Below are 13514 nucleotides of genomic sequence, written 5' to 3' on the forward strand. Positions count from 1 at the left end.
AGGTGGTGCGATGAAGAAGCAGTCGGACGATATCCGGATCGGCATTTCGGGCTGGACCTACAAGCCTTGGCGCGGCGTTTTTTACCCTGAAGGCCTGCCGCAGAAGCAGGAACTGACCTACGCCGCCGAGCATTTCCGCTCGATCGAGATCAACGGCACCTTCTACGGACTTCAACGGCCGCGGAGCTTTGCCGCCTGGCATGATGCAACGCCCGACGACTTCGTCTTCGCAATCAAAGGTTCGCGCTACATAACCCATATGCGCCGCCTCACCGACATCGAGACGCCGCTTGCCAATTTCCTGGCGTCCGGTGTCCTGCGCCTCGGCAAGAAGCTCGGACCGATTCTCTGGCAGTTTCCCCCGCGAATGAAATTCGATGCGGAACGTTTCGAGCCCTTTCTGAAGCTGTTGCCGAAGAGCACGGAGGATGCCGTCGCGCTCGCCCGGCGGCACGACGCGCGTCTCGATGGGCGTGCTTATGTCGAAACGGATGCGAACCGGCCGATTCGCCACGCGTTGGAAATCCGTCACGACAGCTTCCGCTCGCCGGAGTTCGTCGACCTGCTGCGTCGCTACAAGGTCGGCCTGGTCGTTGCAGATACGGTCGAATGGCCTCTCCTGATGGATCTCACCGCCGATTTCGTCTATTGCCGCCTGCATGGCTCCGAACAACTTTATGTCAGCGGATATGATGACCGGGCCCTCGACCGGTGGGCGCAGCTCATTCGCCAATGGGCGAAGGGGCGCGACCCGAAGGACGCGGAGCGCGTAGGGCCACCCTCCCCGCCGCGGGCGCACGGGCTGGATGTCTATGTCTACTTCGATAACGACGTGAAAGTGCGCGCGCCGCGGGACGCGCAGGCCTTGGCCGACCGGCTGAATGCGGGCCCGATTGCGGCGAATGTGAGGACCGCCAGACGCGCCTGAACCGGAGGTTTTCGCTTTTCCGTCGGCATGCCTTCATTTCCATCTCGGTTTGATTTAGAGACAGTCCTTCAATCCGCCTTTTCCGGGCGGCAGGACTGTTCGCAAGGTATGTTGATCGATGCTTGATTCCCTCAGAAATGCTGCCCGCTCCTGGGTTGCCAAGTCGCTTCTCCTGCTTCTGGTCGCGTCTTTCGCTATCTGGGGCGTTTCGCACTCCCTGGTGACGGCGAGCGGCAACACGGTGATGACCGTCGGTGACCAGCAGATTTCGAGCCAGGAATTCCGCCTCGCCTATCAGCGCCAGATCGCCAATCTCAGCCGCCAGTTCGGCACGCAACTGACCGCCGAGCAGGCTCGCGCCTTCGGCGTCCAGAACGAGGTGTTCACACAGCTCGCGGCTGGTGCAGCACTCGATCAGCTTTCCCATGACATGAATCTCGGCCTGTCGGAAGACCGTCTCGCCAAACTGATCGCCGAAGACCCGGCCTTCAAGGGCGTCAACGGCCAGTTCGACCGCAATCTCTTCACCTCGCGTCTGCGCAATGCCGGCATCCGCGAAGACGACTACATCAAGGAGCGCAGCAAGGTCGCGGTGCGCAGCCAGATCGTCGAGGCGGTTTCGGACGGCTTCCAGCCGCCGAAAGTGCTGGTCGATGCCTTGAAGAGCTATCGCGACGAGACCCGCTCGATCGATTATATCCTGCTGTCCAATGCCAATATCGACCCGGTGAAGGCGCCGGCGAACGATGTGCTCTCTGCCTGGTTCGAAGGCGTGAAGACCCGTTACCGCGCACCTGAATACCGCACTTTCGCCTATGTCAAGCTGCAGCCGGGCGATATTGCCGATGCATCTTCGGTGACTGACGAAGCAGCGCGCGCCGAATACGAAAAGCGCAAGGACAGCTACAAGACGCATGAAACCCGCACGATCGAGCAGCTCCCCTTCCCCAACAAGGAAATGGCGCAGGCCGCCGCGACGCAGCTGAAGGACGGCACCGCCACTTTCGACCAGATCATCAAGGATCAGGGCAAGACCGCGGCGGACGTTCTGCTCGGTGATTTCACCAAGGAGAACGTGCCCGATCCGGCCTTTGCCGATCCGGCCTTCAAGATCACTGCCAGCGGCGGAACGACGGCTGTCATCGCCGGCACGTTCGGCCCGGTCATCCTGCGCGTCACCAATATCCGCCCCGAGACGACGCGGTCGTTCGACGAAGTCAAGGAGGATATCCGCAAGCGGCTTGCCGTCTCTTCCGCGTCCCAGGAAGTCTTGAGCGTCCACGACCGTTTCGAGGATATGCGTAGCGGCGGCACCTCGCTTGAGGATACCGCCAAGGCGCTCAACCTCAAGGCTGTCACCGTGACGTCGGATGCCTCCGGCCGCAACGAGAAGGAGCAGCGGATCACCGAGCTTCCCGCCTCGAACACGCTGCTTGGAGACGTTTTCCGCACCGAACCGGGCGCCGACACCATTCCGGTGAACCTCGGCAATGACGGTTATGTCTGGTTCGAGGTGCGCAATATCGTGCCCGAGCGCGACCGCCCGCTCGCCGATGTGCGCGATAAGGCCGTTGCCGATTGGACCGCCGAACAGCAGCGCCAGGCGCTTGCCGCCCGCGCGACCGAGCTCAAGGGCCGCCTCGACAAGGGCGAGACGCTAGCAGCCATTGCCACCGAACTCGGCGTTGCGGTCGAAAACAAGCAGGGCCTGCGCCGCGGCGCCGAGGATGCGATCTTCGGCAACGAGGCGATTTCGGCGGCCTTCGCCGGCCCGGTCAACACCACCGCGACCGCGCTCGGTTCCGATGGCGAAAGCCGCCTTCTGATGAAGGTCGCCGCCGTCGACCAGGCGACGACGGATGCGCTATCCGGCGACCAGCAGCTGCAGCAGATGGCGAACGCTGCCGGTGACGACATGCTCGATCAGATGGTCAACAGTCTGAAGACCAGCTACGGCGTGTCCGTCAACCAGACCGTGGTCGACCAGGCCATGCTCCAGTGAAACAGAGGGACGGCCGACCATGCCTGAGCTGAAACCCCTGCTTGCCAAGGTTGCCAATGGCGAGAGCCTCAGTCACGAAGAGGCGCGAGGCGCTTTCGACATCCTGATGTCCGGCGAAGCGACGCCGTCGCAGATCGGTGGCTTCCTGATGGCGCTGCGCGTTCGTGGCGAGACGGTTGCCGAGATCACCGGCGCGGTCGAAACCATGCGATCGAAGATGCTGCCCGTCTCCGGCCCAGCCGACGCCATCGATATCGTCGGCACCGGCGGCGACGGCCTCGGCACCTACAACATCTCCACGCTTGCCTCCCTGATCGTCGCCGGCTGCGGCGTCCCGGTCGCCAAGCACGGCAACCGTGCGCTGAGTTCCAAATCCGGCACGGCCGATACGCTCGGCGTTCTGGGCGTCAATCTGGATATCGGTCCCGACCAGATCTCCCGCTGCATCCGGGAAGCCAGCATCGGCTTCATGTTCGCTTCCATGCATCATGCGGCCATGCGCCATGTCGGCCCAAGCCGCGTCGAGCTCGGTACCCGTACGATCTTCAACCTGCTCGGCCCGCTTTCCAACCCGGCCGGCGCCAAACGCCAGCTTCTTGGCGTCTTTGCGCCAAAATGGCTCGGTCCGATCGCCGAAGTCCTGCGCGATCTCGGTTCGGAGACCGTCTGGATCGTTCACGGCGACGGTATGGACGAGATCACCACCACGGGCATTACCCAGGTGACGGCGCTGGAGGACGGCAAGATCCGTTCCTTCGAGCTGACGCCGATGGATTTCGGCGTCCAGCCTGTAACGCTGGACGAACTGAAGGGCGGCGATGGTGTCCACAACGCGGCGGCATTGCGCGCCGTGCTCGGCGGTGCGAAGAATGCGTATCGCGATATTTCGCTCTGCAATGCGGCTGCCGCGCTGGTCGTCGCCGGCAAGGTGGAGACGATCGCCGACGGCATGAGGCTTGCCACCCGTTCGCTGGAGAGCGGCGAAGCAGCGGCAGCTCTCGACCGTCTGGTTGCCGTCTCGAACGAAAAGGATTGAGGTCATGACGGATATCCTCAAGAGGATCGAAGCCTACAAGCGCGAGGAAATCGCCGCTGCCAAGGCGAGCGTACCGCTTGCGGAGCTAAAGGCCCGCGCTGCGGACCAGCCCTCCCCGCGCGGTTTTCATCGCGCGTTGAAGGCGAGGCAGGATACCGGTGCCTTCGGGCTGATCGCCGAGATCAAGAAGGCAAGCCCGTCTAAGGGCCTTATCCGCCCGGATTTCGATCCGCCGTCGCTTGCTGCAGCCTACGAAGCCGGTGGCGCCACTTGCCTCTCCGTCCTCACGGATGCGCCGAGCTTCCAGGGCGCGCCGGAATTCCTGACCGCCGCCCGCAACGCCTGCTCGCTGCCGGCGCTGCGCAAGGATTTCATGTTCGAGACCTACCAGATCCACGAGGCGCGGGCCTGGGGCGCCGATTGCATCCTGCTGATCATGGCCTCGCTTTCCGACGATGAGGCCCGCGAGCTTTACGATATGACGGCCGAACTCGGTATGGACGCGCTGATCGAAGTGCATGACGAAGAGGAAACCGAGCGGGCGCTCAAACTCCCCTCTCCGCTGATCGGCATCAACAACCGCAATCTGCGCACCTTCGAGCTCAATCTCGACACGAGCGAGCGGCTGGCGCCGATGGTGCCGGCCGACCGCCTGCTCGTTGGCGAAAGCGGCATCTTCACCCATGAGGACTGCCAGCGCCTGAAAAAGGTCGGCATCAACACCTTCCTCGTCGGCGAAAGCCTGATGCGCAAGGACGACGTGGCCGCCGCCACCCGCCTTCTTTTGACCGGCGAGGCTGCGGCCCAGGCGGCAGAATAGTGACCGGCCTCACCCATATCGGCGCTTCCGGCGAGGCGCATATGGTCGATGTCGGCGACAAGGCCGAAACCAGCCGCTCGGCGACGGCCGAAGGTTATGTGCGTATGCTTCCGGCGACGCTCGCGCTGATCCGCGAAGGCAATGCCAAGAAGGGCGACGTGATCGGCACGGCGCGGCTCGCCGGCATCATGGCCGCCAAGAAGACTTCGGATCTCATCCCGCTCTGCCACCCGCTGATGCTGACCAAGGTGGTCGTGGATATCACCGAGGACGAGCAGCTTCCGGGCCTCCGGGTGACCGCAACCGCCAAACTCACCGGCAAGACCGGCGTCGAGATGGAAGCGCTGACGGCCGCCTCGGTCGCTTGCCTGACGATCTACGACATGGCCAAGGCCGTCGATAGGGTCATGGAGATCGGCGGCATCCGCCTTCTCGAAAAGACCGGCGGCAAATCCGGAACCTACCGCGCAGAGGACTGAGAAATGGCGTTGCTGCCCGTTTCCGAAGCGAAGAACCGCCTGCTCGGCAAGGCCAATCCGATCGGCACGGTGGAGACGGTCGCTCTTGGCGAAGCGAACGGCCGGGTCCTTGCGACGGACCTCGTTGCCCGCCTCACCCAGCCTCCCTTCGACGCGTCTGCCATGGATGGCTATGCGCTCAAGGCTTCCGACGCACCGGCGATCGGGGCCGAACTGACCGTGATCGGCACCGCCGCTGCCGGCCACGCCTTCGAAGGTACGCTGAACAAGGGCGAGACCCTCCGCATCTTCACCGGCGCCCCGGTACCGGAAGGCGCCGACTCCATCCTCATCCAGGAAGATGCCGAAAAGCTCGAAGGCGACCGGATCCGGACGAAGTTCGAAGTCGTGAAGGGCCGGCATGTCCGCCCCCGCGGCCAGGATTTCGCCGAGGGCGAAACCGTGCTCCCGGCCGGCACGCTGCTCGACTTCTCGCATTTGACAGTCGCTGCGGCCATGAACCACCCGGAGCTTTCCGTCTATCGCCGCCCCCGCGTCGCAGTCCTGGCGACCGGCGACGAGCTCGTCGCGCCCGGCGCCACGCCTGACAAAGCGCAGATCATAGCCTCCAACACCTTCGGCGTTTCCGCTTTGGTGCGCGACAATGGCGGCGAAGTTCTCGATCTCGGCATCGTCCGCGACCGGCCTGAGGATATCACTGCAGCCATCGACAAGGCCCGTGCGGCCAAGGCCGACGTGCTGGTGACCCTCGGCGGCGCCTCGGTCGGCGATCATGACCTGGTACAATCGACGCTGAAAGCCGCCGGCATGGAGCTGGATTTCTGGCGCATCGCCATGCGGCCGGGCAAGCCGCTGATGGTCGGTGCGCTCGGCGATATGCACGTCCTCGGCCTGCCGGGCAATCCGGTCGCAAGCCTCGTCACCAGCCTGCTCTTCCTCGAACCCCTGATCCGCAGGCTCGCGCATCTGCCGGAAAGACACCGCGAGGTGCGGGGCATTTCTGCGAAGACACTCTCCGCCAACGACCAGCGCCAGGATTATCTGCGCGCCAGGCTGACGAGGGACCACGACGGCAATCTTGTCGCCGAGGCCTTCGAGAAGCAGGACTCTTCGATGATGAAGATCTTTGCCCATTCCGACTGCCTCATCATCCGCCCGGCGCACGCGCCGGAGCTGCCGCCCGGCGCCCCCTGCCCCATCCTGCTGATCCGTCCCTGACGGTGATCCGATCCTTTTCGAAATCCGTACCTTGGGGCAGCAATGCCCTGAACGGAGAAGACCGTGTCTCTTGAAAAGCCGGCCCCCGCCATCCTCTGGTTCCGCAAGGATCTGCGCCTCGACGACAACCCGGCACTGCACGCTGCGATCGAGGCCGGCGGCCCGGTCATCCCGGTCTATATCCGCGAGCCGGCACGCCTGAACATCGGACCGCTCGGTGCCGCGCAGGCCTGGTGGCTGCATCACTCGCTTGCAGCACTCCAGGCATCGCTGAAGTCTCTGGGCGGTGACCTCATCCTCATCTCCGGCAAGGCCGAGGACGTGCTCACCGATCTCGCCCGCAAGACCAACGCGAAAACCGTCTTCGTCAACCACGCCTATGAACGGACGCTGTTTGACCGGGGCATCGCCATTGAGCTGAAAAAGCACGACATCGCTATCCGCGCCTTCCACGGACAGCTCTTGCACGAGCCGAAATCCATCCGCACCGGTGCCGGCAGCGCCTTCAAGGTTTTTACGCCATTCTGGAACGCGCTTCAGAAGGTGGGCGAGCCGCAGGAGCCAACCGACGCGCCGACGAAAATCCCCTCGCCCGAGCATCTGCCGCCTTCCGAGAACCTCGATCACTGGGCTCTGCTGCCGAAGAAACCCGATTGGGCCGTGGATTTCGGAAGAATGTGGACGCCGGGCGAAGCGGGTGCGCAAGAGAAGCTTCGCAACTTCGTCGATCGCGAGCTGCACGACTACAGGCGCGGCCGCGATCTGCCGTCAGTCGAAGCCACTTCCCTGCTCTCACCGCACCTGGCGCATGGCGAGGTCTCTGCCGCCCGCATCTGGCATGCCGTCCGGGGCCTGCCCACCAGGGCTTCGGAAGATATTGCCCATTTCCGCCGCGAACTCGCCTGGCGGGACTTTTGCTACAATCTGCTGACCGAATTCCCCGAACTTCACGACAGGAACTGGGATGACAGGTTCGATGGCTTCAAATGGGAGTACGACCCGAAGGAGTTCCACGCCTGGACGATGGGCCTGACGGGCTATCCCATCGTCGATGCCGGCATGCGCCAGCTCTGGCGCACAGGCTTCATGCACAACCGCATCCGAATGATCACCGCGTCCTTCCTGGTCAAGGACCTGATGATTGACTGGCGCAAGGGCGAGAGATGGTTCCGCGACACGCTGGTCGATGCGGATCCCGCCAACAATTGCGCCAACTGGCAATGGGTCGCAGGCTCCGGCGCCGATGCCTCGCCGTTCTTCCGGATCTTCAACCCCGTCCTGCAGGGCGAGAAATTCGATCCGGATGGCGATTATGTCCGGGAACATGTACCGGAATTGGCAAGGCTGGATCGCAAATACGTCCACAAGCCTTTCGAAGCGCCAGAGCATGTCCTGGAAAAGGCGGGCATCGAGCTCGGAAAGACCTATCCGAAGCCGATCGTCGATCACGCTTTTGCCCGCGACCGGGCCCTTGCTGCCTACCGCGACATCCGCTGATCGAGCCGAACGGCCAGGACGAAACTATTCCTCGTCCTGGCCGCGTTCGATCAATACCCAGACATGGCCCGCGGGATCGAAGATAGACGCGACCTGCCGGCCGTTCATGTCCGTCTGGATCCTGTCGCGCATCATGCCGCCGAATTCGAACGCCGCATCGACGACGCTTTCGACATCCGGCACCGTCAGCTGGAAGATCGTGCTGACAGCACCGTCGTTTTTCGGATGGTAGGGCCCCTGATAGGAAGGCGCGGACTCTCTTTCCGGATCCGATCCGCAGACGACGATACCGATCGGTCCGAGCTGCAGCTCGATCATCGTCAGGCGCAGCATTTCATAGGAATTCGTTTCCGTGGCGCCGAAGACGTTCTTATAGAACTCGGCCGTGTCGCGTTCGCGACCCTGTGCCACGAACAGGCTCAAACTCAAGCTGAAATTGCTACCCAACATCGTCCATGCTCACCCGTGATTCCCCGGCAGGATAAAGGAGTTACTGTGGTGGTGTCATGTCAACCGTGGAAGCCGCCGGCCTTTAACGGACGCTATACACCGGATTCGCTACCGGGGCCGGCATAACGTGCGCGCGGCCGGATCAGGTGTCCGCTCTCGACCTGCTCCATGGCATGCGCCAGCCAGCCGGTTGTGCGCGAAAGCGCAAAGATGACGAGAGGTGCGTCTTCGGGAAGCGCGAAAGTCGCGGCAAGCGATGCCAGTGCGAAATCGATGTTGATCGGCTCACCTAGGAGTTCCTCCCCGGCTTCGGCAAGCGAGGTGTAGAGCGGCGGCGCCTCGAAACTCACCATCAGCGCCCGTGCCCGTGGATCGCCATGCGGATAGAGCCGGTGACCGAAGGGCCTGACGACGCCTTCCGAGGATAGCATGCTGCGGATCGCCTCGCGCACGCCGACCGACCCAGCCTTTTCCGCGAGCACCGGTACGCTGGTCCAGGCACCGCCATGCCGCGGACCTGTGAGCGTCGCAAGGCCGGAAAGCGTCGCAGCGGAGAGTGCCGCGCCCGACGACGCCGTCACGCGCGCCGCAAAGGCAGAAACGTTGAGCTCGTGTTCGGCCGCCAGCACCAGCGCTCTGCGGATCGGCCCAGCGGCATCGGGACGCTGCCAGCCGAGCGCCAGCCGTTCATGCAGGGGCAGCCGGTCCGGCCACGGCGCAAGCGCCATGGCGACGGTCGAGAGAACGTCGGCTGCTTCGGCGCGCAGGATGAAGGGTTTCCGCCGCAGCGCAGGCAGGTCGTTCATCACCCGGGCCGCAAGCCCGGCAAAGGCTGCAGCCATGCGGGTGGAGCCGCTCTGCCCTGTCCTGCCCGCCGTAACCAAAACGTTTTCCGTATCCCAGAGAAGTGCGGCGACCTCTTCCAACGTGGCATGTTCGCACAGCTCGACGGCATCGCGGCCGCGATAGAAAAGCCGCTCGTTGGAAATCGTCGAGATTGTCGTCGGCAGGACCGGATCGCCCCACCGGATCGCGTCCGCTGCCACCGCCGCCGATTGTCGCCGCCCTGCATGCCGCTCGGACAAACGCTTGACGTCGTCGGCCTGATACAGGCTGCGCCGCGGATCGGCAGGATCCGCCTTCGCGCGGATGCGGCCGCGGCTGACATTGGCATAAAGCGTCTGCGGTTTGGTCCCGAGGCGGGAGAGCGCTTCTTCGGCGGTGATCCAGAGGATGTTCATGTTGATCGATTGCATCAAGATTGACGTCAATAAGACTAGGTCGGATCATCAAGCCCGTAAAGGAGAAACACTCATGAAAAACAACGGACTTGAAGATGTCATCGCCGCCGAGACCCGGCTTTCGGACGTGGACGGAGAAGCGGGCCGCCTAGTCATTCGCGGCGTATCTCTCGACCTGCTTGTCGAGCGCGCCACCTATGAAGACGCCGCAGCGCTGCTCCTCGATGGTTTTCTGGAACGTCCCGTTACCGCGGCCGATCTCAAGGCCCGCCTCGGCCAGGCCCGCGCCGAAGTTTTTGCGCATATACACACCGCAGATGCCGCGCTTCTGAACCTGCCGCCCGTCGATGCCATGCGCGCCCTGATCGCACGGCTGCCGGACGGCGAGGATTTCGAAACGACGCTTCGACTGCTGGCCGCCCCCGCCGTCTTCCTACCGGCCGTGCTGAGGCTCCAGAAGGGAGAGACGCCGGTGGCGCCCACTCCGTCGCTTTCCCAGTCCGCCGATATCCTCGCCATGCTGGACGCCAGCCTGCCGACGCGTGAACAGGTCTCAGCGCTGGACGCCTATCTGGTGACGATTTCGGATCACGGACTGAATGCCTCGACCTTCGCCTCCCGCGTCGTCGCCTCGACCGGCGCCGGCCTCACGTCATCCGTGCTGGCTGCCATCAGCGCGCTCAAGGGCCCGTTGCATGGCGGGGCGCCGGGACCCGTGCTCGACATGCTGGATGCGATCGGCAGCGAGGACAGTGCCAGGACCTGGCTCGGCCAGGCGCTCGATCGCGGTGAGCGGCTGATGGGGTTCGGCCACCGCATCTACCGCGTCCGCGATCCCCGCGCCGATGCGCTGAAAGGCGCATTAGCGCCTTTGGTCATGACCGGACAGGTGGATCGCAACCGCATCCGGCTCGCCGAAGCCGTCGAGCAGGCAGCACTCGCCATCCTCAGGGAGCGCAAGCCTGACCGGCCGCTCGACGTCAATGTCGAGTTCTACACTGCCCTGCTGCTCGATGCGCTGAAATTTCCGCGGGCTGCCTTCACCGGCGTCTTTGCGATCGGCCGCACGGTCGGTTGGATCGCCCATGCTCGCGAACAGGCGTTGGAAGGCCGGCTGATCCGGCCACGTTCGGTCTATATCGGCCCCCTGCCCCAGGCGGCATGACCGGCGATCACATCTGGATGGACATGCCGCCGTCGACGGTCAGCACATGGCCGTTGACGAAGGAGCCGGCGTCGCTTGCCAGAAACAGCGCGGCACCGGCAATTTCTCCGGGCCGCCCCCACCGCTGCAGCGGTACGCGCTGGCGCATGAATGCGTTCATGTCGGGGTTTGCGGAAATCTCTGCATTGGTCTCGGTGGCGAACATTCCCGGCGCAATCGCGTTGCTGGTGACGCCGAATGGGCCGTATTCGACTGCCAGGCTTCGCACCAGACCGGTCAGGCCCTGTTTGGCGACGGGATAGATGGCATCGCCCGAACGGGCCATGTTGCCGATGATCGACGTGACCGAGATGAGACGGCCATGGCCCTGAGCCTTCATGATATCAGCGGCCTTGCGGGAGAGCGCGATGGCCGAGAGCAGGTCGGTCTGGATCAGGTTCAGGATATCGGCATCGCTGAACGCCGCAAACGGGCGCCGGTCGCGGGCACCGACATTGTTGATGAGGATATCCAGCCGGCCATGATCTGCGTGGAGCCTTGCGATCGCCTCGCGTCCGGCATCGAGATCTGCGACGTCGAAGGCGGCAGCGCTCGCCTTGCCGCCCTCACCCGTGATGAAGGCAACGGCCTGTTCCAGCATGTCGCCGGAGCGGCCGCTGAGCACGACATGCGCGCCGGCCTCCGCCAGAGCCTTCGCCATCTGCAGGCCGAGCCCTCGGCCGCTGCCGGTCACAAGCGCCACGCGCCCAACGAGGGAAAATCTATCGAAAATGGCCATATCGCACCGCTGAAATGAAAAGAGCAATTCCGGCGAACATAGGGGATGTTGAAGCACTCCCGCCAGTGCGAAAACAGAAGCTCTCCGCCTGACGGCAAAAAGGCAGGATGCGAAACCCTGCCTTTTTGAATTTACTCAGACGAGGCGGCTCTGTTCCAGGGCCGCTTCGATGAAGCTCGCAAACAGCGGATGCGGATCGAGCGGCCGGCTCTTCAGTTCCGGATGGTATTGGACGCCGATGAACCACGGATGGTCCGGATATTCGATCGTCTCCGGCAGCACGCCGTCCGGCGACATGCCCGAGAACACCAGGCCGCAGTTTTCCAGCCGGTCCTTGTAGTCGACATTCACCTCGTAACGGTGGCGATGACGCTCGGAAATATCGGTCGAGCCGTAGATTTCAGCGATCTTGGTGTCCTTCTTGAGCGCCGCTTTGTAGGCGCCGAGGCGCATCGTTCCGCCGAGGTCGCCGGCCACTGAGCGGATTTCGAGCTCGTTGCCCTTCACCCATTCGGTCATCAGGCCGACCACCGGCTCCTTGGAGGGGCCGAATTCCGTCGACGACGCCTTCTCGATGCCGGCGAGGTTGCGGGCAGCCTCGATGACCGCCATCTGCATGCCGAAGCAGATGCCGAAATACGGCACCTTGCGTTCGCGCGCGAAACGAGCCGCATGGATCTTGCCCTGCGACCCACGCTCGCCGAAGCCGCCGGGTACCAGAATACCGTGAACCTTCTCAAGCCACGGCGCCGGATCCTCCTTCTCGAAGATCTCCGATTCGATCCACTCGAGATTGACCTTGACGTGGTTGGCGATACCGCCGTGATGCAGCGCCTCGATCAGCGACTTGTAGGCGTCCTTGAGGCCCGTATATTTGCCGACGATCGCGATCGTCACTTCGCCTTCCGGCGTGCGGATGCGGTTGCAGACCTCTTCCCAGGCTTCCAGACGCGGTTTTGGCGCCGGTTCGATGCCGAAGGCGGCAAGGACCTCGTTGTCGAGGCCTTCTTTGTGGTAGGCCATCGGCACGTCGTAGATATTGGCGACGTCAAGCGCCTGGATCACGGCGGAGGCCCGCACGTTGCAGAACAGCGAAAGCTTGCGGCGTTCGGCCTCCGGAATTTCGCGGTCGGCGCGCACCAGCAGGATATCCGGTGCGATCCCCATTGCCTGCAATTCCTTGACGGAATGCTGGGTCGGCTTGGTCTTGAGTTCGCCGGCCGCCGGAATGAACGGCATCAGCGTCAGGTGGACATAGATCGCGGTGCCGCGCGGCAGGTCGTTGCCGAGCTGGCGGATCGCTTCCATGAACGGCATCGCCTCGATGTCGCCGACCGTGCCGCCGATCTCGCAGATGACGAAATCGTAGTCGTCATTGCCTTCGGTGACGAAATCCTTGATCTCGTTGGTGACGTGCGGGATCACCTGGACGGTGGCGCCGAGATAGTCGCCGCGGCGTTCCTTGTCGATAATGTTCTTGTAGATGCGACCCGTGGTGATGTTGTCGGTCTTGGTCGCCGAACGCCCCGTGAAGCGTTCGTAGTGACCGAGATCAAGGTCGGTTTCCGCCCCGTCGTCGGTGACAAAAACCTCGCCGTGCTGCGTCGGGCTCATCGTGCCCGGGTCGACGTTGAGATAAGGATCGAGCTTTCTCAGCCGAACCCGGTAACCTCGTGCTTGTAATAAAGCTCCGAGTGCCGCGGCCGCAATTCCTTTTCCGAGGGAAGAAACCACGCCGCCAGTTATGAATACATATCGCGCCATGGGATTCACCGGATACCTTTTCATTGGTGATTCCGCCAGCCTAAATCGTCCGCTTTATAAAATCGGCTGTGGAATCTTCACAAAATAAAACCGGCAGGCTTTTGGCCTGCCGGAGCTTGAAACGTGGACCGCGCCC

General features: G+C 63.3%; 12 protein-coding genes. 8 read left to right on the forward strand and 4 right to left on the reverse strand.

Going from position 1 to position 13514, the window contains the following annotated elements; genetic code table 11:
• The first annotated feature begins 10 nt into the window (after positions 1-10).
• From RG540_RS09080 to RG540_RS09110, 7 genes are all read left to right on the forward strand, one after another.
• Positions 11-928: a DUF72 domain-containing protein gene (locus RG540_RS09080; protein WP_038586913.1), complete on the forward strand. Its 918-nt coding sequence runs from the start codon at positions 11-13 to the stop codon at positions 926-928.
• A gap of 118 nt (positions 929-1046) precedes the next feature.
• On the forward strand, positions 1047-2930 hold the full coding sequence (locus tag RG540_RS09085; RefSeq protein ID WP_038586916.1) for a peptidylprolyl isomerase: 1884 nt from the start codon (positions 1047-1049) through the stop codon (positions 2928-2930).
• A 19-nt stretch (positions 2931-2949) separates the two neighbouring features.
• Positions 2950-3966 carry an anthranilate phosphoribosyltransferase gene (gene trpD, locus RG540_RS09090; protein WP_038586918.1) on the forward strand — a complete coding sequence of 339 codons (1017 nt, stop codon included), beginning with the start codon at positions 2950-2952 and terminating at the stop codon, positions 3964-3966.
• Positions 3967-3970: 4 nt separating this feature from the next.
• Positions 3971-4786, forward strand: coding sequence for an indole-3-glycerol phosphate synthase TrpC (gene trpC, locus RG540_RS09095; RefSeq protein WP_038586922.1), 816 nt, complete (start codon positions 3971-3973; stop codon positions 4784-4786).
• Between the two features lie 41 nt (positions 4787-4827).
• Positions 4828-5265, forward strand: coding sequence for a cyclic pyranopterin monophosphate synthase MoaC (gene moaC / locus RG540_RS09100; RefSeq protein WP_046601819.1), 438 nt, complete (start codon positions 4828-4830; stop codon positions 5263-5265).
• A 3-nt stretch (positions 5266-5268) separates the two neighbouring features.
• A complete protein-coding gene (locus RG540_RS09105; RefSeq protein WP_038586927.1) occupies positions 5269-6483 on the forward strand; it encodes a molybdopterin molybdotransferase MoeA in 1215 nt (404 codons plus the stop codon).
• Between the two features lie 63 nt (positions 6484-6546).
• Positions 6547-7980, forward strand: a complete 1434-nt coding sequence (locus RG540_RS09110; protein WP_038586930.1) for a cryptochrome/photolyase family protein — start codon at positions 6547-6549, stop codon at positions 7978-7980.
• Positions 7981-8004: 24 nt separating this feature from the next.
• Here the strand turns inward: RG540_RS09110 and RG540_RS09115 are convergent, their stop codons facing one another.
• Together RG540_RS09115 and RG540_RS09120 are read right to left on the reverse strand one after the other, a co-directional pair.
• Complete coding sequence (locus RG540_RS09115; protein WP_244446641.1) at positions 8005-8409, reverse strand: VOC family protein; 405 nt, start codon at positions 8407-8409, stop codon at positions 8005-8007.
• Positions 8410-8522: 113 nt separating this feature from the next.
• Positions 8523-9665 carry a citrate synthase gene (locus tag RG540_RS09120; protein WP_038593385.1) on the reverse strand — a complete coding sequence of 381 codons (1143 nt, stop codon included), beginning with the start codon at positions 9663-9665 and terminating at the stop codon, positions 8523-8525.
• A 79-nt stretch (positions 9666-9744) separates the two neighbouring features.
• Here RG540_RS09120 and RG540_RS09125 point away from each other — a divergent pair, with 79 nt between their 5' ends.
• On the forward strand, positions 9745-10836 hold the full coding sequence (locus tag RG540_RS09125) for a citrate synthase/methylcitrate synthase (RefSeq protein WP_038586936.1): 1092 nt from the start codon (positions 9745-9747) through the stop codon (positions 10834-10836).
• Positions 10837-10843: 7 nt separating this feature from the next.
• On the opposite strand, the gene RG540_RS09130 is transcribed toward RG540_RS09125, so the two are convergent.
• Both RG540_RS09130 and RG540_RS09135 read right to left on the reverse strand, forming a co-directional pair.
• A complete protein-coding gene (locus RG540_RS09130) occupies positions 10844-11614 on the reverse strand; it encodes an SDR family oxidoreductase (protein WP_038586939.1) in 771 nt (256 codons plus the stop codon).
• A gap of 135 nt (positions 11615-11749) precedes the next feature.
• Entirely contained in the window at positions 11750-13378 is a 1629-nt protein-coding gene (locus RG540_RS09135; RefSeq protein ID WP_038586942.1) for a CTP synthase, read from the reverse strand.
• Between the last annotated feature and the right edge of the window lie 136 nt (positions 13379-13514).

Origin of the sequence: Neorhizobium galegae bv. orientalis str. HAMBI 540, from assembly GCF_000731315.1 — a bacterium.
GTDB classification, from domain to species: domain Bacteria; phylum Pseudomonadota; class Alphaproteobacteria; order Rhizobiales; family Rhizobiaceae; genus Neorhizobium; species Neorhizobium galegae.

Bases quoted from the DNA above. Each gene is read 5' to 3' on its own strand.
- trpC (WP_038586922.1), top strand. From the start codon at position 3,971: ATGACGGATATCCTCAAGAGGATCGAAGCCTACAAGCGCGAGGAAATC.
- moaC (WP_046601819.1), top strand. From the start codon at position 4,828: ATGGTCGATGTCGGCGACAAGGCCGAAACCAGCCGCTCGGCGACGGCC.
- RG540_RS09125 (WP_038586936.1), top strand. From the start codon at position 9,745: ATGAAAAACAACGGACTTGAAGATGTCATCGCCGCCGAGACCCGGCTT.
- RG540_RS09085 (WP_038586916.1), top strand. From the start codon at position 1,047: ATGCTTGATTCCCTCAGAAATGCTGCCCGCTCCTGGGTTGCCAAGTCG.
- RG540_RS09135 (WP_038586942.1), bottom strand. From the start codon at position 13,378: ATGGCGCGATATGTATTCATAACTGGCGGCGTGGTTTCTTCCCTCGGA.
- RG540_RS09080 (WP_038586913.1), top strand. From the start codon at position 11: ATGAAGAAGCAGTCGGACGATATCCGGATCGGCATTTCGGGCTGGACC.
- RG540_RS09105 (WP_038586927.1), top strand. From the start codon at position 5,269: ATGGCGTTGCTGCCCGTTTCCGAAGCGAAGAACCGCCTGCTCGGCAAG.
- RG540_RS09130 (WP_038586939.1), bottom strand. From the start codon at position 11,614: ATGGCCATTTTCGATAGATTTTCCCTCGTTGGGCGCGTGGCGCTTGTG.
- trpD (WP_038586918.1), top strand. From the start codon at position 2,950: ATGCCTGAGCTGAAACCCCTGCTTGCCAAGGTTGCCAATGGCGAGAGC.